The following is a 20,184-nucleotide window of genomic DNA, read 5'->3' on the forward strand; positions in this document are numbered from 1 at the left end:
ATTCATTTTTGTTGCGTCCATTTGTAAGGTCTTCCTTACTCAATCATTGTATTTCCATAAAAGAAGACAGCTGTTCGAGATCATCCAAGACATAGCGATGATTTTTAGTGTCATAGAGATAAGTCAGTTTGACACCCTCACGATGGCGAATATCTTTTTTTACAACTCCGCCTTCTTCATTCAATAAAGACGTCGTAAAATCAACCAAACAGAGGACTTCAACCATTTCCTCGTTCGTTTGTTTAAAATAATGCTCGCTTTTGAGCCAGCGACTGAAGCCAAAACGCTGTGGACTATGCGTTTTTTTACCTTGTTCTGTTTTTACTTTATCTTTCATCTTGTTAGAAAGAGCATCAACATATGCAGAGTAATTGTCGCCGACTGTTTCAAACGTATAATAAGCTTGTAAAAATTCTCTGACTTGTGCTTCCGAAAGTTGTCTGGATTTTTTTTCAGAGGCTTGTCTTTTTTCTTGTGAACGAAAGACAAGTGACCTACCAACACTAAAAGTCATGCTACCAAACAGAAAGAAAGCTAGAATGAGACAAAGGAAGCGGGATTTTGCATTCATTTTTTTTCTCCCAACAATCGATAGAAATAAACAGGCGCCAGCTGGAAATCACCTGCATAGCCTTCAAATGGAGTGATGACGATATCGCCTTCTTGACCATACCCTCGTGCAGTAGCAGGTGTGCAATGAAGGATCGTTTTACCACCATCATCTAAAAATAGCCCTGTATGGCCGTAACTACCTAAAGAGTGTCCTTTCTTCCCCCACACAAACAAGTCACCGGCTCTGACATCTTCTCGACTGATTGGCATCAGGAAAGTCCCTTCCAAAGAATACAATGTCTCAGTGCTACCTAGTGGCACAGGCAAGCCAACACTTCTCATCGCCCACAGAACAAAAGAAGAGCAATCATGATAAGGAAAGGTGCCTCGTTCAAAGCCTTGTGAGTACTGAACGTTTTGACGATACAATGTTCTGGCTTGTGTCAACACCTCTTGACCCACTGTGTGATTCGATTGCCAGAGTAAGCTCATCTCTTTACTGCCACCTAGTTGTACAAATAATTCTTTGATCGTCGGTACCCAGTATTGGTTTAATCCCAGGGGATCATTACTTGCACCTACAGGACAATACACACTTCCGAGTTGCTCGACTGTCATCAGTCTTTGGTTCACGATCAATTGGTTTAGTGTTCGAGCGGTGGCGGCAATCCCTTCTTCAAGTGTGGCGTAGGAAAGCAACTCATTTTCTCGCATCAAGCCACCTGGATTGTTCTTTTCTCGAATTCCTTCGCTCGTCCCCCAAGCAGTTTCGTGGATCATGATGGCTGCTAGAACAATGGGGGAGATATTATTCTTTTTAGCTTCTTGGATAATCGTTTCTGCATGGTCACTAAATGCGTGACAATGCAGTAAAATCACTTCTCGAAATTTCTGTCCATTAAATGTAACGTCCGTTTCAATGGGATCAAGCTGTGTCTCATTGTTATCGACTACATTGGGGAGATAAAAAGCTGGATTGACGATTTCACCTTTTTTCTGGTAAGACAGATGCAGTTCCTCTTGTTTTACTTTCCCGATCTCTGTCCCCACCGATACCATCTGTCCTTCAGTAGCTGTTAGATCTACATCATGATAAGTAATGGTTTGATCGTTCATTGTGATGGTTACGTTCTCTCGGTCTCTTGTAATTTCTCCAGCGATCACAGCGACTATGCTTTCTTTCGGTTCTGTCTGGATGAGCAGTCCTTCAAGTAAGCTTTTTTCTTGATTTGTTACGTAATAACCAAAGCGTTGTTTTATGCGTAAAGAGTCTGTTTCTTTCAATGGATTGCTTAATTCAGTCAAACTTGCATAAAGACCAATTTCTGCTAACAGCTGTCTGCGTTCTTTCCACTCCGGCGTCCAAGTGATCACTTGCGACAATGATCGTGATGTTAATTTGATTTGACCTTCGTTACTGTCTACTTGCCACATCTGTTCATGCAATCCTTGGATCGTTTCTTTGAGAACATCTGGATTTCCTAATTGGTCTTCACCATAAGCCATGTCTAAATAAATCAGCACCTCTTCAATATCAGACCTGATCACGACTTCATTTGCAGCCACTACTCGTTCATTTACTAGAATCAAACTCTTAGTTGAGTTTAATTCTAGTGTCAATTCCACATCCAATTCGGTTAAATATTTCCATACCTTCGTCAATTCAAGCTCATTGATTTTGATCGTGGCAGACGAAACGAAGCCGATCATACTGAAAAAGAGAAAAAATATGAGAATGCTAACACCAACAAGTAGGTAAAGGCTGACTTTGCTACTGATCGAAGTTTTATTTCCAAGTAAAGAGAAATCAACTATTTTTGTCTGATATGCAAGCATGACTCTGCGAGGATCTTTCGTTTTCCTACGCAGAAAATGTCTGTTACTCCTTCGTTTATTTCGTGATTTCACGGTCTCTTCAATGCCTACATCGTTTTTTTTCATGGCGATACATCCTGTCGTAATCTGTGGCGTTCGACAGGATCAGTGGTGATCAACTCATAAAGTTTTGTTGTTGGATCAACAGTGTTGGAAAAAGGGACAATGGCATTGCCTGCCCGTATCAATCCTGCGCCTTTGATTGGATTGAGTAATTGTCTTTGTTGCTGATACGAAAGATTGAATAAGGAAGACAGCTCATCTAAATCACTTTTCGCTTGTTTCAACATAATGATAAATTCCGTATTACTTAACATTCGGCGTGCTTTATCTGATAATAATAAGGTTTCGACATTTTGGGTAATACCAGTGGCAATCGCACCCCATTTACGGATTCGGCTCCATAGTTCAAAAAAATAATTTTCACAGTAAGGATCATTTAACAGGAGTTGCATTTCATCAATATAGATCCAAGTAGTGATGCCTCTGTCTCGATTGCGAACGACCCGATTCCACACTTGTTCCAAAACAACCATCATCCCAAAAGTTTTCAATTGATTCCCTAGTTGTTTCGTATTGTAAATCACAAAACGTTTATTTAAAGAAACATTAGTTGGTTTAGAAAACATCGAAAGTGAACCATCGATATATAACTCTAAGTCTAACGCCAATGTCTGCGCCTCTTTTTCCGGTTGTTCTTTTAAAAGCGGAAACCAATCTTCCGCCAATGTCGGCGCTGATTTTTCTGAGATTTTTTGAAAATTGAAATACGTCAATCGCGTGACACGATCAATGATCGATCGTTGTGCCGAATTTAACCCAGTTGGCCCACCGATCAAGGCTTCACAAGCAGTTAACAGAAAGTCAGATTTCAATTTTACTGGATCTGCCTCTCCTCTCAAGTCTTCTGAAATATCTAGTAAGTTGATGAAGGTATTGGTATTAGGGGCGATATTGATGATTTGAGCATCAAAATCATTGCCGATGATCGTATCTTCATCTTCCGGATCAATCGAAATGACTTCATCTTCGGGATTTTTAAGTAACGTCGTGATTTCTTCATATTTTTTGGCTACACCTTTGCCTGAACCAGAGCTACCTAAAATCATGCCACTCGGCGTGTTTAGTTGCTTACGATTGATCCTTACACTATTTTTGGTCATTTCATTTTTCCCGTAATATTTGCCATCTATATGATTAAGATCTTGCGCTGAAAATGGAATAAAAATCGCTGTACTTTCTGTCGTCAACGTCCGTTGTTGTTCGATCCAATTTTTTCCTAAAGGTAAGACCGAATTGAATCCTTCATCTTGTAGATAGTCTAATGCATTGAAATGACAACGATTTTTACGCCCAACATGTTGGACTTGTTCCGCAATATCAGCAAGTTTTTCTTTGGTCTGAGATCGGAAATAAACGAGGAAGGTAACAAAATATAATTTTTGACCGGTTTTGACTAGATCGTCTAATAAAGCTTCGGCTTCTTTGATACTATTGGTCAATTCATACGGAATATTTGAATAAGGATCATAGCCTTTTTGTGTCGCTTTTCTTTCAGCAGTTATTTTGTCCCCTTCCATATAAGCTTTTTTAATTTGAACCAACTGATTTGCTTTTTCAGAATCCACTGGTTCAATGTGGATCGATAAACACAACTCTTCGCCAATATCCATTAATTCTAAGATCAATCTATCTGAAAGTTTGGTGGGGTAATCTTTCAAATATAGGACTTGGGCATACTCTGAGCCAATTTCGATATAGTCTTTTGCTTTAAAGCTGAAACTTGCAGGGGTAACAACTGCTTTTGTCGACAAACGGCTATAAACTAAATCTGTATAATTGAACTGGAACCATTCATTAGGTTTGATCAATTCATGGAGCAGTTGCAACCGTTCTTTGCCAGAAAGTGTTTGACTACTTGATTCGATTTCCGAAAGACTATGACTAAGTTGTTGTTCGATACGTGTCAAGGAATGCTTGGCTTGGTCATAATCAGTAGACTGCGTGCTGAAGGTCAATAGATTTTGTTTGCTAAAATTCGTTCCTCCTTCTGTCATGGTTCGCCGCAGCATTTCATTCAATTCTCGACGGTAGATGTCCTGACTCTCCCCTGTTTCTTTATAGAACAATTGCTTTTCCAGTTCCTTTTGTTCCATTCGCTTTTTTTTCAAGGTAATCGTTAGATGCGTTCGTTCATCACAACTATCTAGTAAGGTACAATACCCTTGAAAAATAGCTTGTTGGTCTTCTACAGGTGCAATTTGGTAATTGACATCTGAAAACTGGATACTTTTTGAATAATATCCGGAAGCAAGTTCACAAATTCCACTTTCGTACATTTTTTCATAACGAATCTTCCTTTGTGCATGTTTGGCTGGTGCTGATTTTCGTTCTTTTTTTCCTCTTTTTTTCTTTTGCTTGTGTAATAGTTTGGTTAAGGAAGACTTTTTAATTCCCTTGTTCACTTCGATATTTCTCTGTTTTACTGTTTTTCCTCGTTGAAATCCCTTCATGATCTTCCTCCAAACGAGCATTTTGATATGGATAGTGCTTTGTTGCGATAAGATGGCGCCAACGGATAAGGAGATATTTTTCTAAAGGTAACTGATTTTTTTTGATCCAACCCACCGATAAAATCGGACTAGTAAAAAACATCAATACAATTCCTAGATCATCAATTGAATAGCCCCAAATAAAATGATTAAGTAGGCCGACCGGTAAAATCACGATTAAAGCCAATGCAATAACGATAACCTGTCTTAAAGAGAAGCCAAAAAAGATCTTCTCTTGATACTCTTTGATTTCTTTTCTGATCACGACTTCAATCGCCATTTTTCACACTCCTTTTCCCACTCAGGCCGCAACGATGATCGCTTTCGACCATTTCATGGTGTAAAACAAACACATGGATAGCGCCAAGCAATTACCGACGATCGCACTGATCACTGCAATCATCCCCTGCGTCTCATCAAATGAAAAAATAGTACTCACTAGTAGTGGATAGATATTCAACACGATAAAAAGCAATACACCTTGTAAAGATGCCGCACCAAATAGTTTTAAAAAATTCTTTCCGACATGCCCGATTTCTGTATTCACTAAAGCGACAATCGGTAAAGGTGAGATACTCAAATAAAGATACATTTCCAAAAAGCGTAAAAAGATCAGCACTTGAGCAAGGACGCTAACAATGATCGATAGAATCAAGGGAACGAGTAAGATCATCAACAACACCATTTTTTCAAAAAAACCTAGCTGATCGATCTGCTCCATCACGTTGAAGATATCCATTGTCTGATCCGTCACACCTCGAATCTCCAATTGATTGATTCCTTGACTAACAAAAATACCTACATCCATAATGGCATTGAGGAAAACCATCAAGTGGCGTAAAAGCAGTACGGTCAATCCGATTTTGATAAACAATGGCAAAAAAAGATCCAGTCCACCAAACTCTGACTGCTTGCCATATAGTCGATGTGCGAGTTGTTGAAATTCGATCAACAATAGAAAACCTAATAGGGAATAAGCAATAGGTTTGACGACACTTTCCATGATCGTCACACTGTAACGATAGATTTCCGGCAGATAATGTTCGAGGTTTTGTAAAAGACTATTTTTATGATTCGTCGATAAACTTAATTGTTCTGCAATCGTTTGTAGCAAAAATTCGATCGCACCGTCCATTCTTTTTCGCTCCTCACATTGAAATATTCGTGATCCACGCACCAGCAGCTAAAATCACTGCACCCCCAACGATTTGAAAAATGGCATGTTGCATCCCTGGCCCATTATGCTCTTTGATTGCAACGCCTAATTGGATAATGCCCCAAACGGTCAGTAAGCTTCCTGCAGTAATCACCCCGTTGGAAAATAAAGACATTGCTTGATTGAAATAATCCATTTATTTCTCCTTATTCGCTCAATTTCTCTGGCATTTCTGGATTGTTGTCTTGAATAATGACATGAAAAGATACTGTCGTTTCTGTAAATGTATCTTTGACCGTCAAATAAACAGGATAGCTTCCAGGTGTATCCCAAGCGATTTCTTCTATGATCTCAACATCTTCTATTCCAATACTCTCTTCACGATCCGAAACGGAGATCCCTGCTAATAAATCTGGCTTTTCTTCGCCTACAATGATTCTCTTATCCTCTATCCCAGAAAATACAGGTGGTTCATTGATTACTTGGATGCTCCCAAAGGTTTTGGTGATCTCTCCATGTGTATCTTGGACTTGAAGAGGAAAACGATAGGTATTTAATCGGGAAGTGTCGATTTTCTCCCAAAAAGGCAGAGCGATTGCCACATGTAATTGCTCAACCGGATCTTCACGATCTGCAAGAACTAGTTTTGCTAGATAGCTTTCTTTATTCAGTTCACTGAATACAGGAAGAGTCATATGCGTATTTGTAATCGTCGGCGCTTCATTTGTTAAGTGAACACGGATCGTACGCTCTGCCGCTCTTTTGCCATACCGATCAACGACATTTCCAATTCTTACGAAGTAGTTTCCTGGTACATATGGGACAAGATCGGATGCCAAGATATTGTCTGAAGTAAGGTTGATCGCACCATCTTCTTGATCATTTGCGGAGAAATAATCAAATAAAGAGAATGATTGATCAACAGGTAAAACGAGCTGGTTCGGCCCCGCGATTATTGGTGCTTCATTGGTGATCCTCATATTACTTATCAGCTTGGTACTTGCTCCAAATTGATCAGTCACAGAATAAATCACTTCATAACTGCCTTCTTGTTCTGTTTGGAGTGTGGTTTGTACTTGAACTTCTGAGGTCAATTCACCATCTTCTTCATCATGAGCAGAAATGCCCGCTAATAAGTCAATACTTGAACCAATCGTGATGTGGTGACTTTGTCTTACTTGCTGAATGATCGGAGAGTGATTAAACAGAAAGGTGACTGTCGCAACACTCACTTTCCCTTTTGAATCAATTGCTGTGATCTGCATCACTTGGTAGCCAGATTCATTAGGATCGACGGGCGTATAATGGATCACTGGAACGGGATCACTTCCTTGAACAACAGTAAAATAGGTAAAGGGATCAATTGCTGTTCCTCTTGGTAAGATCTGCAATGGAGCATTTGCATGGACGTAAGGACCTTGCCAATGATTATCGCTCTCTGGAATTGCTGAAATATTGGATAGAGTACCTTTTTGTTCGTTTTCTTCGAAGCGATTTGTGAGATTGCTTCTTGATTCTGTATTTTCCCGATTTTGAGAGACTGTTGTGGCTTCAAGGTAAGCGATTCTCAGCTGATTGGTTTCATCCTTGATCATTGCTTCCGTGGGAAGATCCAGTGGTTTTCTAAATTGAGAAGCAAACTCAAACAAATGAGAAGAATTGTTTTCTTTTTTGAAATAGCTCTCCTCTGGTGTCTCCACGCTGATTGCCTGTTTCATTTTGCTTGAAGTAGGGCCAGCTGTTGATGGATCTTCTGTTTGTTGTGTTTTACAGCCGCTGACGAACAAAACAACTGAACAACTGAATATGAACAAGCCAAATCTCATGTATTTTTTCCTTTTAGTCATTCAAACCACCCTTTTTTTGTTGATAGATCAAAAGACCACTCACTCCTAGAAATAAAATACCTAGCCCTACTAGAGAAACAGAAGTACGACTATTTGTTTTAGGTAAATCACGAGTATTTTCCTGCTTTTTCGTTTCTTCTTTTTCCCCTTCTTTTGGTGTATTGAAATGAACAGTCTGTTCTTGATTCGTCAAATCATCTTCACGTGCTACCTCATTTTCTTGCTCAGACTCGTAGTATAAAATGTGAGTGGCAGTCAACTGCTCCTTGTCTTTTAGCGTATTGGCTTTCAGCTCAAGAAAAACTTCAAATTGATCTTCTTTACTCTTTGCTGTGTAGGTTGAGATTGCTTCGTTGATGAGTTCTCCGGTGTCACCTTTTCGGTACTGGGTCACTACGGTATACACATGACCGACTTCAATGGCTGCTCCTTTGATCCAGACTACGTCTTTCAATTGATTGTCTTTGGTTGGATCAAGCTCCTTACTTCCGTCGATTGCTGTGAACAAACTCGTCAATGCTAATTTTTCGCGTTCGTTATAGGCTTCTAATACGATCAACTCACCATCTTTTTCAATAGTTACTGAAAAATCTAAAGGTTCTTCTAAAGGTAAATACCCTTCCAATGGTTTTCCTTCAATAAATTGATAGGTCCCATAGGGCAAATCGCTTACTTCGATTTTTCCCTCATCATCCGTGAGATATTCTTCAATAAATTGAAGGATATCCCCGCCATTTTCTGCTTTTTCTACCTGATATAAACCAAATGGTACTTGCACCAAAGGTTGTTCATTCAAGCGATCTCGTTTGATCAATTCAATGGATTGTCTTGCTAAACGGTTAGGGACTTCTAAGCGAATCAATGCACTATGATTTTCTGCTGTTACACTGAAAATCAATGGTTCTTCTAACGGGAGATAGCCTTCTGGCGCTTTGACTTCATGAAGCTCATAGCGATCCACGCCCCAAGGTAAGCTCTCTGTTGTCACTAATTCCCCTTTTTGATTCGTTTCAAAAATCTCAGTTTTTTCTGTATCATTCGGACGTGTCATTGCTACAAATGCCCCTTGTCCATCATTCGCCCAAGTATCAAAAATCTTGAATTGTGCGCCAGCATAGGGAATTTGTTGTCCTGTTTCTTGATCGATCTTGATGAGATGTACGCGTGATTCGATGATTTCATCTTCTAATAAAAAGAAATGTGTGTAGCCTTCCTCACTGATCGTCACTTCAAATGGTTCAATGATCAAATAGCCATCCGTTCCTTTAGTTTCAGCGATCGTATACGTGTCATAGGGTAAATCGATAAATTTAAAGTAGCCGTTTTTTTCAGTGACTTGGACATATTCTTTTCCTGTGGTATGAGCGGTGGCTGTTAGTTCGATTCCTTCGAGTGGTGGTTTATGATTCGTTTGATTGGATGTTAATGCGTGTAAAATTTCGAAGATAGAAGTGGGGATAAGAGGTTTTGAACCAAATTTATATCCTTCGACATGTCCCTTGATGACGCGATCAGTGACTGTTTTGCTATGAACAGCCACCGTTTCATTTTGTCCTGCGTAAGTCAAATGTATAGGATAGATGGTCGGATCTAAGTTATATCCTTTCGGTGGAATGGTCTCTTGTAAATAATAGGTTCCTAGTTTTAACCCTTTTAGCTCAGCTGATGCACTTCCATTAACCTCTTCCATCGTCAATTCCGCCACTGTTTCTCCGTCTTTGTCCGTTAATTTATAGACAGCTCCGATCAATTGGGCACCTCCTTGAGGCTGATTGCCTGTTTCTGCATCTTCTTTGATGACCTTCAAATTAGCTGTCTGTTCTTGATTAGCTAATGTGATACTCGTCAATTCATTCACTTTGACAGTGACAGTCTGGGGCGTTGGATTTAAAACGTAGCCTTCTGGCGCTTTGATTTCTTGAATCGTAACGACCGTATCAACGAGTAGATCATGCCAAATAGCAACACCATCAGAATCTGTCGTCAATTCTTTTATCTGTCCATCCGCAGTCGTGAAACAAAAAACGGCGCCTACTAATGGTTGTTTTGTTTGTTGATCGACTTTGCGGATACCTGCATGTCCATATTTTTGCACGCGTAACTGAAAGGAGGTTCTTGTCAGCTGTGGCACTCTACCGACTACCATGTTTTGTGTATAAGGATGTTGGTACACGACGATTGCTCCTTGATAACTACTGGGGATATGATAATCAAATGCGATTTCACTTGTCGCCGGTGCTTCTTTCGATGCAGTGACTGTTACTTGATTACCTTGCTTTTCAATGGTTACTCCATTGATTTGTTGAACAGGCGATGAGCTATAATTTGAAAATGCTCCTGTTGTGTCGGTCAATATTTGGCTTTCGCCGGCTTTTATATCCAATATTTGTCCATCAAAACTCGGTTGGGTATAGAACCGTTCCACTTGTTCCATCACTGTTCGTTTGAATGTTTGGTAATCGTTCATTGTCAAAACACCAGTAATACTGGTGGGGGTGATTCCTTGTTGCTCCCAAGCAAGGAGTTGCGTCATCAATTCTTTTTCCATCGTGTAGTTTGTCGCAATCACCCCATAGTATTTAATCAAAGAAATTTTCTTCAATAATTCTGTGTTTTGAATACTTGAAGTATACCCGCTATTTTCTCCAATATTCAGCGCTACTCCTTGTTCCAGACAAAGCGCAATCTCTCCCTTCACTCGCTTGCCGTACCAACCAATTTCTCTGCCACCATTAGATAGATGGATATCGATATGAGGGATATGGATCGCTGGATCAACAACGACACTTTCATTTGCAAATGGATCAGCCAATCTTGGAGAATATTCATGGATCGCCGCTTCAATATAATTCGTCGAACCAATAGTAATCAATTTCCCAGTGGCCCTTTGGACTAATTGATAGTTTTTTTTGAAATTTGTCCAGCTATTATCCTGTGGGATTGATTGTTCAGCTGTACGTAAAGTTTGATTGGGATCAGATGCAGTGATTTGTTGATACATGGGTAGGTCAGGCAATGTTTCTGCCGAGACTGGTCTCACTTTCATTTGAAAAAAAATAGTGATTAAAATAATGATTGGTAGAATCAAAAATAGTGATTCAGAGGATTTCTTCATTCTTTGGCTCCTTTCATTAGTGGAATAGATCAACTGGGAACATGTGCCCTTCTCGTCGTACCTCCTTCACTATATAATTACGATTTTGGCGAGATTCTCCCAAAAAAATAGAAAAAAAAACGACCAATCAATTGATTGGTCGTTGCGTATTTTACGTCAAAACTCCTCAGCTTGTTTTAAGATTTGTTGGATTTCCTCTACTGTTTGAGCATCGCTCAATGCCATCACTTGATCGACATCGGAACAAAAAAAGGCGAGTTCTTGTAAACTTGTTAGTTGTTGGTTTTCTCGCATGATCACTGCAAATAAAATCGTTGCGATTTTCTTTTCTTCGTCGATACCAAAGTCAACGCCATCAGGTACTTGGAACAAAAAAATACCTTCTTCAACAATCTGTTCATCTTTTGCTTTTCCATGAGGAAGTGCCACAAAGTTGCCGATATAGACACTTGCTGCTTCTTGGCGAGCAACCATCGCATCGGTATATTCCTTTTGGATCACTCTTTTTTCAAGAAGTTGTTCACCAATCTGCTGAATGGCTTCTTTCCAGCTACCAAACTGTTGGTTCAACCAAATATGTTCAGATGGAATCTCAAGCATCAATAGAGCCCCCCTTTATTTTTTTATTTCATCGATCAAAATTTTAGATAACAACTGATAGATGATTGCCTCATTTCCTGATCGAAAAATCTCAGTATTCAAATCATTCATGATCAATGCACCACTTATTTTCCCAAGTAACTTTCCAGTAGCTTCATCAATTGGAGACGGGGCTAACATCACTAACATTCTTGATAAATCAACTTTCGTTTTGTCCATTCCTTCGATTTCCAATACTTGCTTCAATTGAAAAATACAGAAGAAGGGTTCTGTGACCTCAGAACTAGAAGTATGGAAAAGCCCCATGTTGGTATGAGGTAAACCGATCGGTGCTTGTTGATATCTTTTCATTAAACGCTGATAGACTTTTTCTTTATCTTGGACCAACCCTGTAGGTAAATAGTCGAAAATATCCTTCAACGTAGCTTCTACTGTTTCTGGATTGTCTAATTCTTGAATGAAGAAGTGCTGAAGTAATCGATTGATTTTGCTCATCATCAACACCGTTTCTTCATAAGTATCTTCGATAACAGAAGGTTGATCAGCTAACCGGATATGTTCCGTTCGATGGGCTGTCAAACGAGCAAATTCTGCTTTTAATTGTTTGATTTCTTCCTCAAGAAGTAATGGTGAAACTAATAGATATTTCCCCTCATAGCCACTTAAGATCGAAGTAGAAATGACGAGATCATACTCTTCTTCTAAATTGATTTTCTTTAGATCAGCAATTCGATAAAAATGGATATGTTGAACAAATGGGAAGTACCTCTTTAGTTTTAACTCAAGCATACTTGTCGAAGCTAATCCACTAGGGGAAAAACCAGCGATTTTGATCGTGCTGTCCTTTGGTGTTTTTTCTAACGAGTTCGCAAAGTGGAGAACCATATAAGCAATTTCTTCTTCGGATAGTTTCTTTTCTTGAAAAATCTGCTCGATTCCTTGACGGATGGCTTGAGCAATCTCTTGATATTGAACCATGATTTTTTCTAAAATTGGATTAGTCAATTGTTCTTCTTGAAGTACCGCTCGAGAGAATACTCCTGATAAATGGGTCAACAACATTTTGTAGAGTGTTTCATCTTGGTAGAATGGATTATTTGTTGCTTCACTCACTACTTGGATCAACTGTTTCACAAGATAAGCGAGTTGCGTATCAAATGTTTCTTCAAAGAAATCCTGATCGAAGGAATTCGAGAAGTCATTTAATAGACTAGCAAAAAAGACGATCTCATTGACTGGATAAAGTTGTTGCGTTTCCTTAGCGATTTTAGAAAATAAAGCTTTGGCGATACGTAATAACTCTTTGTTCACTAGTCCAGTGTAGGTTTCATTCGTCAGCACGTGATTTTTTTTGACACGGTCGATCGTAATGCTGAGTATCAAAACTAAATGTTCCAGTTTCCGGTCACTTAATTCTTTCTTTTGCTGGATCAATTCTTCTCGTACCACTTGACGCGCCAGTAATAAACTATCTGTCATGATAAATTGAAAAAAGAAATTCGTTGTCGTATCAAATTCCAGCAAGTGAAATATTTCATACGCATTAATCTCCAACTCTAAGATATTCGCGATCAGCAATCTTCGGTATTTTTCCGGTCCAGTGATTTCATAACCACGGTTACGAGTGATAGATAATGGTAGCTGTTTCATACTGGTTTCGAGTTGCTTGATATCAGCATAAAAAGTCGTATTACTAATCAAATACTTTTCTAAAAAATAACTTAAAGACAATGGTTCTTTCGTGAGTAACAGCTCTAATAAAATTGCATGTTGCCTTTCAGTTGTCGATAATTCCATCTCTTTTTCGTTCAGTAGTTGGCGCAGTTGTGTCATTGTTTCAGGTGTCGCTTCAATCATAAATGATCCGCGGGTTATTTTTTTCAGCGAAGCATTTACTTCCTTGAGCGATCGTTCTAATTGCTCCAACTCGCGGTATACAGTCCGTTTGCTGACACGTAAAACATTGACCATTTTTTGTATAGAAACGGGTGCTGGACTATTGATGAGTTCTGTCAATAATTCTTTTTCCCTTGGTGACAAATACATCTTAGTCCACTTCCTTTACTAATGATAGATAGGCTTTGGTACTGACAAAATGATCAATGATCAACAAATGCTCCACTTGTTGTTCCAGTTGATACGTCTTTGCCATTCTTTCATTCGCAAGATATACCACTTCTTTTTCGGGTACTAGGTCTTCAACGGCTGTTTTTTCTACAGATAGATCGACCTGATATTCCTTGGCTAGCTTCATTAAAATCGTCATCCCCATCGTTTGTGAGCCTCGTCGATTTCCTTGGTATAAAAACACAACTCTGGTTCTAGGTTGTTTAACTTCTTGTTGCTTTTTGATCTGAGGTTCACTGTTTATTTCATGAAGTTGCTGCTTGATCAATGGTAGATACGACTCAACTTCTAAAAAATGTTCGACAGCAATGATCTGACTCTCTTTGGCTTTTTCTTGTGCTAAAGATTGAAAGGCACTTTGTACGATCACCAATTGTTTCTGATGATTCTTCAGACTATAAATAGAGGTATAGCTTATAGGTATATCTATCCCTTGCGCATGCAGTTTTTTCTTCAAAATGGCTGCGCCCATTGCACTAGAACCCATCCCGGCATCGCAAGCAAAGATGATTTGGTTGACCGCTTCATGATTCATCAGTTGGCTCCTTTCTGGGAGGATCGATTCCACAGGTTTCGTTTTTCTCAATAACAGTATGGCACAAATAAACGTAGCAAGCGCACTGAGAATAATACCTAAAATGACACCTGCTAATTGTGAAGGTGGTGTATTCCCTAAAATAATCACCAATGAACCTGGTGAAACCGGAGCATTCAACCCACTAGCAAACAGTTGGAACACAAACGTTCCTGTTGCTCCTCCAATCATAACGGCAAAAAAAAGCGCAGGTTGCATCAAGACAAAAGGAAAATAAATCTCATGGATTCCTCCGACAGCTTGGATCATCAATGCTCCACCTGCTTTGACACTTTTTTCTCGATCAGCAGCAAACAAGAATGCACTTAAAATCCCTATTCCTGGCCCAGGATTGGCTTCCATCAAAAATAAGATCGAATGCCCCGCATGTTGTGTCATCTCCATTCCTAAAGGTGTCAAGATGCCGTGATTGATGACATTATTCAAAAATAAGACCTTTAACGGTTCCAACACTAAACTGACCACTGGTAACAAATGTTGTTCAATGAGCCAATAAACAAAGCGTCCAACATAAGACAAACTACCTTCAACAATTGGTTGGATGACCAGTATGCCTAACAGACAGACACCCCCACCGATTAGACCGATCATCAAGTTATTCAGCAACATCTCATAGCCAGGTTTGATTTTCGGCACCAACCAACGATCCACCCAGTGAAAAATACCTCCCGTGATCAAACCGATGATCATCGCTCCGAATAGTTGTGGAAGATCAGAAACTACTATCATACCGATGACAGCAATCCCACCTGCTACAGCTGCTTTTTGATCAAAAATCTTTGCTCCAGAGTAACTGATCAAAATAGGCAATAACAGATAAATCAGCCAATCACTGACATGTGCAAGCGTTTGATGCAAATCACCTGATACGATATTTGATACAATCGATAACAAACCCCAAGCAATAAAAATACTTAGATTTGGCATGATCATTTGTTTGAAATAATGTAGTAATTGACGAAACCAGGTTAATTTCGCCACTGCATTAGCAGGAAGCGCATTCAAATTCTCCCCCACGTTGATCACCTGCCCTTTCTACTTCAGCAGACTGCGCTTATGCTTTTTTCAGATAGCTCTATTCTAACAGTTTCCGTTATCTATTTTCCACAAAAAAAATTGGGCAAGTAACCGTAGTTACTTCCCAATTTTTTAAAATAACGCTTCTAACAAAATATCTTATATCAAAACAGTCATCGTTGCGGCAGCTAAGATAAGGACCAAGCCAATGATCGTGACAGTCATTTCTTTTTTCGTTTTCTTTTGACCTAAGAACCAGATACCAGTCAAGGTTGCTAGAACAACAGAAGTTTGCGATAGGATGAAGCCCGTTGCCAAACCATTCATATTTGGTTGTGCAGAAATCAAATAGGTCAATGCAGCAAAGGCAAAAAAGAAGCCAGAAAAAATTTGTTTATAAGAAACAACTTCCGTAAATGCTGATTTTTCATGCACTTTCATACTTAATACAGCGGTGTAGATGATCGCCACTAAGACCATCCCCATTGCTTGTGGCAAGAAAGCGTGCATTCCGTCGATGGTTGTTGCTTGAGGTGCTGCGGAATATGCCCAATACCCAATCTCTCCGACTGCTAATAATAAAACCGCTTTTTTCAGTAGACTGCTATTTTCTTTGGTTTTTTTCTCAGTCCAAACAGTCATCCATGCGCCTAAAATAATCAAGATCAATGCTAATCCACCAAGAATCTTCGCTGTCGTTCCTGGCCAATTGCCTAGCGCAAAAACACCCCATAATGAAGCCCCAAGTAATTGAAAAGCTGTGGTGATAGGCATTGCACGTGACGAGCCAATCAGTGTGAAAGATTGAAAAGTAATGATTTGAGCAGTCGCCCAGCCTACACCGGAAAGAATAGAAAAGACAAGATCCATTCCAGATGGCAGTGCTATGCCATTGATCAGGGCAAAAATAAGTGCGAATATCAAAGTTCCTATTGTTGATCCTAAAATCTGGTTCACAGGACGTCCACCGATCTTCGAAGCAATCGTTGGATAAAGTCCCCAACCTAGTAATGGTCCTAATCCGATCAATAATGCTGTTGCATTCATTTATTACATCTCCTTTTTTAGAATACGACGCCACTTTCTAACAAGATATTCGCATAAGGAGTCATCTCACCTGTGCGAATAAATGCGTGACAATTGTTTAACTCGGTTTTCATTTCACTATGCGGAATAAACGTGATCGGTGTCTCCGGCATTTCTTTTTGGATTTCTAGAAGGATGTCAGGATTCTCTTTTTTGATTTCCTCTGCTAGATAAATACGTTGCACCTCTAATTCTGACAACACATTGCGTAAGACTTCCATAAAGCTAGGAACCCCTTGCGTGACTGCTAAATCGATTTTTTCAGTGGTCATAGGTACAGGCATTCCTGCATCTCCAATACTCAATTTATCAAAATGTCCCATTTGTGCAATCACTCGTGAGATATCAGAATTGATTACTTTCGTTTTTTTCATTATTTGTTCATCCTTTCCTCAATCAGATTAATTCATGTTTATACGGAATAGAAGGCTGTGCACCAAAACGTTGAACAGTCACAGAAGAGGCTTTATTACCATAGCGGATTGCTTCTTCTAGGTTACTGAAGTCTTTGGCTAATACACTGCTCATCGCGCCAATAAAGGTATCCCCAGCAGCCGTTGTATCTACTGCATGGACTTTAAAAGCTGGTACGATCCCACTAGCGCCGTCAGCAATATCATAATAAGCGCCTTTACTTCCGATCGTGATGATCACCGCTTCAATACCTAATCCATGAAAGACTTGTGCCGCCTCTTTTAGACTTTTTTCATCGGTAATAGTAATGCCTGTTAAGATCTCCGTTTCTGTTTCATTTGGAATGATCATATCCGTTACTGCTAATAACTCGTCAGGAACATTTTCTAGCGCCGGTGCCGGATTCAAGATCGTTTTCACGCCAGCTTCTCGAGCGATTTTGAATGCTTCGATCGTCGGTTCTATAGCGCTTTCAAACTGAGCAATAATAAAATCACTTTTTTGGATGATTGTTTTATTTTCTTGTACTTGTGCTACGGTAAACGCATTGTTTGCACCAGCATGGATCATGATACTATTTTCACCTTGGTCATCAACAATGATATACGCTTGTCCAGTCGCTTGATTTTCTAATGTCGCTACACCAGATAAATCAATTTCTTCTTGTTCAAGTAATTCTGTCATCGTTTTTCCTGCTTCGTCTTTACCCACGCCACCAATAAAGTAAGTTTTTGCCTCCGAACGTCTAGCAGCAACCGCTTGGTTGGCTCCCTTTCCTCCACCAGCTGAAAAAGTTTCTTTCGTATGGATCGTTTCTCCAGGTTTTGGCATATAAGTCACACGGATGGTTCGATCTAAATTGATGCTTCCGATAACTGTAACAGTATTCATCGTTTTCCCTCTCCTTTAACAAGAAAATCATTTTAACGTTCTATTAAAACGTTTTAACTCTACGAGAAGAATATAACATATTTTGTAAGTGATTTCAACAAGCAACTTTTCATCGATAAAACTAACTGTAATTGGTACCTTCTTTGTTCTTATATCACTAGATCAGTGATAGCTCATCACTGATCTAAAAAAAAGCGCCAACCAAAAATAGCAAGTCCATTTTCGGTTGGTACGCTTTATTGTTATCGCTGAACCTAGCAACGACAGTTTTATCTTATTATTTTTTTCCTGGCTCAGAAGCGATGATCGAAAGTTCTCCTTGAACTTTCCACTCCGTGATATCGCTTGGTAAGATCGCACTTGTTCCTTTTTCTAGTGAGTAGGTTTGGTTACCTATCACCAATTCTCCCGCACCATCAATAACTGTCATCAATGTATACGGTGCTTGTTTTTTAAAGGATGTGATCCCTTTGATGTCCCACTCGTAGACGTTGAAAAATTCTGTTTCTACGTAAGTGACGATCGAAGAGTTCCCTTGACGGATCTCTTTGATCTGTAATTCAGGAGCTTTTGCTGGTACTGTTGTTACGTCGACTGATTGTTGGATGTGTAATTCCCGAGTGTTTCCTTGGTCGTCTTTGCGATCATAATCATAAACACGATAAGTTGTGTCTGAACTTTGTTGTGTTTCTAAAATCATGATCCCTTTACCAATTGCATGGATCGTTCCACTTGGTACGTAGAAAAAATCACCTTTTTTGACAGGAACTTTTTTCAATAAGTCATCCCAGCGACTATCTTGGATCATTTCGGCTAATTCTTCACGTGTTTTTGCATGATGACCATAGATGATCTCTGCACCTGGTTCGGCATCAATGATGTACCAGCACTCTGTTTTTCCTAGCTCTCCTTCATGTGCCATACCATAAGCATCATCTGGATGGACTTGAACAGATAGATCATCTTCTGCATCTAAGATTTTGATCAATAACGGAAAAACTGGTTCTGTTGGATGGCCGAATAATTCTTTATGTTCTTTCCATAGATCATCTAGTTTCCAGCCTTTGAATGGGCCATTTTCAACGACACTCACGCCATGAGGATGCGCACTGATTGCCCAATCTTCCCCAATTTTATCATTTGGGATATCAAAGCCAAAAACAGTACGTAAGCGACTGCCTCCCCAGATTTTTTCTTGAAAAACAGGTTTTAAAAATAATGGTTCTTGCATACGTCAAACTCCTCTCAATTTTCAATTGCTATTATAGCATTATTTTCAGTGTAACGCTTTCTCTTGTAAATAAATTTCAATGATTTCATCCCGACATTTTAGATATTCTTCCCGATGATCGTTTGGATGTAGGCGATTGGACAGAAAAATGAAGGCTTCTTGATCGATTGGGTCGATCAATAGAAATGTCCCTGTATAGCCTGTATGGAATAGTAATGGATGGCCATCCTTTTTATCTTGTTTTAAATCCCATCCGAGTGAGCGACCACCTTTACCAGTTGGCGTATGATCAGCCAATAAGGAACGGATGGTTGTCTCTTCCAAAAAATGACCAGAATCTAACTTTCCGTATTGCAGATACATCCGGACAAACTTCTCACAATCCGCAAGATCAATAAATAGACCAGCATTACCTGCATGTTCTGCTAACACTCGTGCTTTTGGATCATGGGTCAAGCCATGGATCACCTCACCAGAAGGAAGTTGTTCAGTCGGAACGATCCGTTCTGAAGGACGTGGTAAGAATAAGCTATTCATCATTCCTAACGGTGCTAGTACTTGCTCTTCAAAAAGCTCGACCGCCTCTTCCTGGAAAATCTCCTCTAGCATCAATCCTAAAAGAATCGTGCCTGCATCCGTATAGCGAACTTCGATTCCTAATTGATCGCCTGGTTGAAGTTTCAAATAAGCTTCAATCAATTCTGTTTGTGATAGACGATCTCGATCAGGAATAAATGTCTGGATGTCTGAGGTATGTGTCAATAAGTGGCGAATCGTGATCGTTTGATTCTCAAAAGTCGGCAAGTACGTATGCAAAGGTTCATCTAATTCAACTTTCCCGTCTTCGATCAATCGCAAGACCAGACTTGTCGTTGCAATCACTTTTGTCAGGGAGGCTGCATCAAAGAGCAAATCTTCGGTCATTGGTCTGATTATAGGAATGATCTGCGCATCACCTGCGATCACTTTTTTAATCTGATCCCCTTTCATAAAAGCAGCGACGACCCCTGGATAATATCCCTCATTCATTTTTTTTAGTATATATTCTTTCGTTTTAGCGTACATAGTTTCTCCTTATTTATCTCTGGATATGCTTGTTTGCTCCCCAAGCATAATTCTTTCTTCC

At 39.5% G+C, this 20,184-nt stretch carries 16 protein-coding genes; all 16 read right to left on the bottom strand.

Going from position 1 to position 20,184, the window contains the following annotated elements; genetic code table 11:
* Nucleotides 1–43 precede the first annotated feature (43 nt).
* A complete protein-coding gene (locus HZ311_RS04955) occupies nt 44–571 on the bottom strand; it encodes a hypothetical protein (protein ID WP_010736640.1) in 528 nt (175 codons plus the stop codon).
* On the bottom strand, nt 568–2,493 hold the full coding sequence (locus HZ311_RS04960; RefSeq protein ID WP_137072819.1) for a peptidoglycan amidohydrolase family protein: 1,926 nt from the start codon (nt 2,491–2,493) through the stop codon (nt 568–570). Before HZ311_RS04960 ends, HZ311_RS04955 begins: the two co-directional genes overlap by 4 nt.
* A complete protein-coding gene (locus HZ311_RS04965) occupies nt 2,490–4,892 on the bottom strand; it encodes a VirB4-like conjugal transfer ATPase, CD1110 family (protein ID WP_353629219.1) in 2,403 nt (800 codons plus the stop codon). Before HZ311_RS04965 ends, HZ311_RS04960 begins: the two co-directional genes overlap by 4 nt.
* Entirely contained in the window at nt 4,876–5,259 is a 384-nt protein-coding gene (locus tag HZ311_RS04970) for a PrgI family protein (RefSeq protein ID WP_023520286.1), read from the bottom strand. The genes HZ311_RS04965 and HZ311_RS04970 overlap by 17 nt, the downstream gene beginning before the upstream one ends.
* Before the next feature lie 21 nt (nt 5,260–5,280).
* A complete protein-coding gene (locus HZ311_RS04975) occupies nt 5,281–6,114 on the bottom strand; it encodes a hypothetical protein (RefSeq protein ID WP_010736644.1) in 834 nt (277 codons plus the stop codon).
* A 13-nt stretch (nt 6,115–6,127) separates the two neighbouring features.
* A complete protein-coding gene (locus tag HZ311_RS04980; protein ID WP_010736645.1) occupies nt 6,128–6,331 on the bottom strand; it encodes a hypothetical protein in 204 nt (67 codons plus the stop codon).
* 10 nt (nt 6,332–6,341) lie between these two features.
* On the bottom strand, nt 6,342–7,982 hold the full coding sequence (locus tag HZ311_RS04985) for an immunoglobulin-like domain-containing protein (protein WP_023520287.1): 1,641 nt from the start codon (nt 7,980–7,982) through the stop codon (nt 6,342–6,344).
* Nucleotides 7,975–11,097, bottom strand: coding sequence for an LPXTG cell wall anchor domain-containing protein (locus HZ311_RS04990; RefSeq protein WP_178946512.1), 3,123 nt, complete (start codon nt 11,095–11,097; stop codon nt 7,975–7,977). Before HZ311_RS04990 ends, HZ311_RS04985 begins: the two co-directional genes overlap by 8 nt.
* Before the next feature lie 156 nt (nt 11,098–11,253).
* Complete coding sequence (locus HZ311_RS04995) at nt 11,254–11,697, bottom strand: PTS sugar transporter subunit IIA (protein ID WP_023520289.1); 444 nt, start codon at nt 11,695–11,697, stop codon at nt 11,254–11,256.
* 15 nt (nt 11,698–11,712) lie between these two features.
* Nucleotides 11,713–13,743 (bottom strand): BglG family transcription antiterminator, encoded by a 2,031-nt coding sequence (locus HZ311_RS05000; protein ID WP_023520290.1) that lies wholly within the window; start codon nt 13,741–13,743, stop codon nt 11,713–11,715.
* A 1-nt stretch (nt 13,744) separates the two neighbouring features.
* Nucleotides 13,745–15,352, bottom strand: coding sequence for a PTS transporter subunit EIIC (locus tag HZ311_RS05005; RefSeq protein WP_224434905.1), 1,608 nt, complete (start codon nt 15,350–15,352; stop codon nt 13,745–13,747).
* Nucleotides 15,353–15,595: 243 nt separating this feature from the next.
* Complete coding sequence (rbsU, locus tag HZ311_RS05010; protein ID WP_178946514.1) at nt 15,596–16,483, bottom strand: ribose/proton symporter RbsU; 888 nt, start codon at nt 16,481–16,483, stop codon at nt 15,596–15,598.
* Between the two features lie 17 nt (nt 16,484–16,500).
* Nucleotides 16,501–16,896 carry a D-ribose pyranase gene (gene rbsD / locus HZ311_RS05015; RefSeq protein WP_010736652.1) on the bottom strand — a complete coding sequence of 132 codons (396 nt, stop codon included), beginning with the start codon at nt 16,894–16,896 and terminating at the stop codon, nt 16,501–16,503.
* A gap of 22 nt (nt 16,897–16,918) precedes the next feature.
* Complete coding sequence (gene rbsK, locus HZ311_RS05020; RefSeq protein WP_023520292.1) at nt 16,919–17,827, bottom strand: ribokinase; 909 nt, start codon at nt 17,825–17,827, stop codon at nt 16,919–16,921.
* A gap of 277 nt (nt 17,828–18,104) precedes the next feature.
* Entirely contained in the window at nt 18,105–19,058 is a 954-nt protein-coding gene (gene manA / locus HZ311_RS05025) for a mannose-6-phosphate isomerase, class I (protein WP_023520293.1), read from the bottom strand.
* 45 nt (nt 19,059–19,103) lie between these two features.
* Entirely contained in the window at nt 19,104–20,123 is a 1,020-nt protein-coding gene (locus HZ311_RS05030) for a serine hydrolase domain-containing protein (protein ID WP_023520294.1), read from the bottom strand.
* Between the last annotated feature and the right edge of the window lie 61 nt (nt 20,124–20,184).

The sequence above is a fragment of the Enterococcus mundtii genome (assembly GCF_013394305.1).
GTDB classification, from domain to species: Bacteria; Bacillota; Bacilli; order Lactobacillales; family Enterococcaceae; genus Enterococcus_B; species Enterococcus_B pernyi.

What these genes read in the sequence shown, in the direction of transcription:
- HZ311_RS04955 (WP_010736640.1), bottom strand. Translation starts at nt 571, where the DNA reads ATGAATGCAAAATCCCGCTTCCTTTGTCTCATTCTAGCTTTCTTTCTG.
- HZ311_RS04960 (WP_137072819.1), bottom strand. Translation starts at nt 2,493, where the DNA reads ATGAAAAAAAACGATGTAGGCATTGAAGAGACCGTGAAATCACGAAAT.
- HZ311_RS04970 (WP_023520286.1), bottom strand. Translation starts at nt 5,259, where the DNA reads ATGGCGATTGAAGTCGTGATCAGAAAAGAAATCAAAGAGTATCAAGAG.
- HZ311_RS04975 (WP_010736644.1), bottom strand. Translation starts at nt 6,114, where the DNA reads ATGGACGGTGCGATCGAATTTTTGCTACAAACGATTGCAGAACAATTA.
- HZ311_RS04980 (WP_010736645.1), bottom strand. Translation starts at nt 6,331, where the DNA reads ATGGATTATTTCAATCAAGCAATGTCTTTATTTTCCAACGGGGTGATT.
- HZ311_RS04985 (WP_023520287.1), bottom strand. Translation starts at nt 7,982, where the DNA reads ATGACTAAAAGGAAAAAATACATGAGATTTGGCTTGTTCATATTCAGT.
- HZ311_RS04990 (WP_178946512.1), bottom strand. Translation starts at nt 11,097, where the DNA reads ATGAAGAAATCCTCTGAATCACTATTTTTGATTCTACCAATCATTATT.
- HZ311_RS04995 (WP_023520289.1), bottom strand. Translation starts at nt 11,697, where the DNA reads ATGCTTGAGATTCCATCTGAACATATTTGGTTGAACCAACAGTTTGGT.
- HZ311_RS05000 (WP_023520290.1), bottom strand. Translation starts at nt 13,743, where the DNA reads ATGTATTTGTCACCAAGGGAAAAAGAATTATTGACAGAACTCATCAAT.
- HZ311_RS05005 (WP_224434905.1), bottom strand. Translation starts at nt 15,352, where the DNA reads ATGATCATGCCAAATCTAAGTATTTTTATTGCTTGGGGTTTGTTATCG.
- rbsU (WP_178946514.1), bottom strand. Translation starts at nt 16,483, where the DNA reads ATGAATGCAACAGCATTATTGATCGGATTAGGACCATTACTAGGTTGG.
- rbsD (WP_010736652.1), bottom strand. Translation starts at nt 16,896, where the DNA reads ATGAAAAAAACGAAAGTAATCAATTCTGATATCTCACGAGTGATTGCA.
- rbsK (WP_023520292.1), bottom strand. Translation starts at nt 17,827, where the DNA reads ATGAATACTGTTACAGTTATCGGAAGCATCAATTTAGATCGAACCATC.
- manA (WP_023520293.1), bottom strand. Translation starts at nt 19,058, where the DNA reads ATGCAAGAACCATTATTTTTAAAACCTGTTTTTCAAGAAAAAATCTGG.
- HZ311_RS05030 (WP_023520294.1), bottom strand. Translation starts at nt 20,123, where the DNA reads ATGTACGCTAAAACGAAAGAATATATACTAAAAAAAATGAATGAGGGA.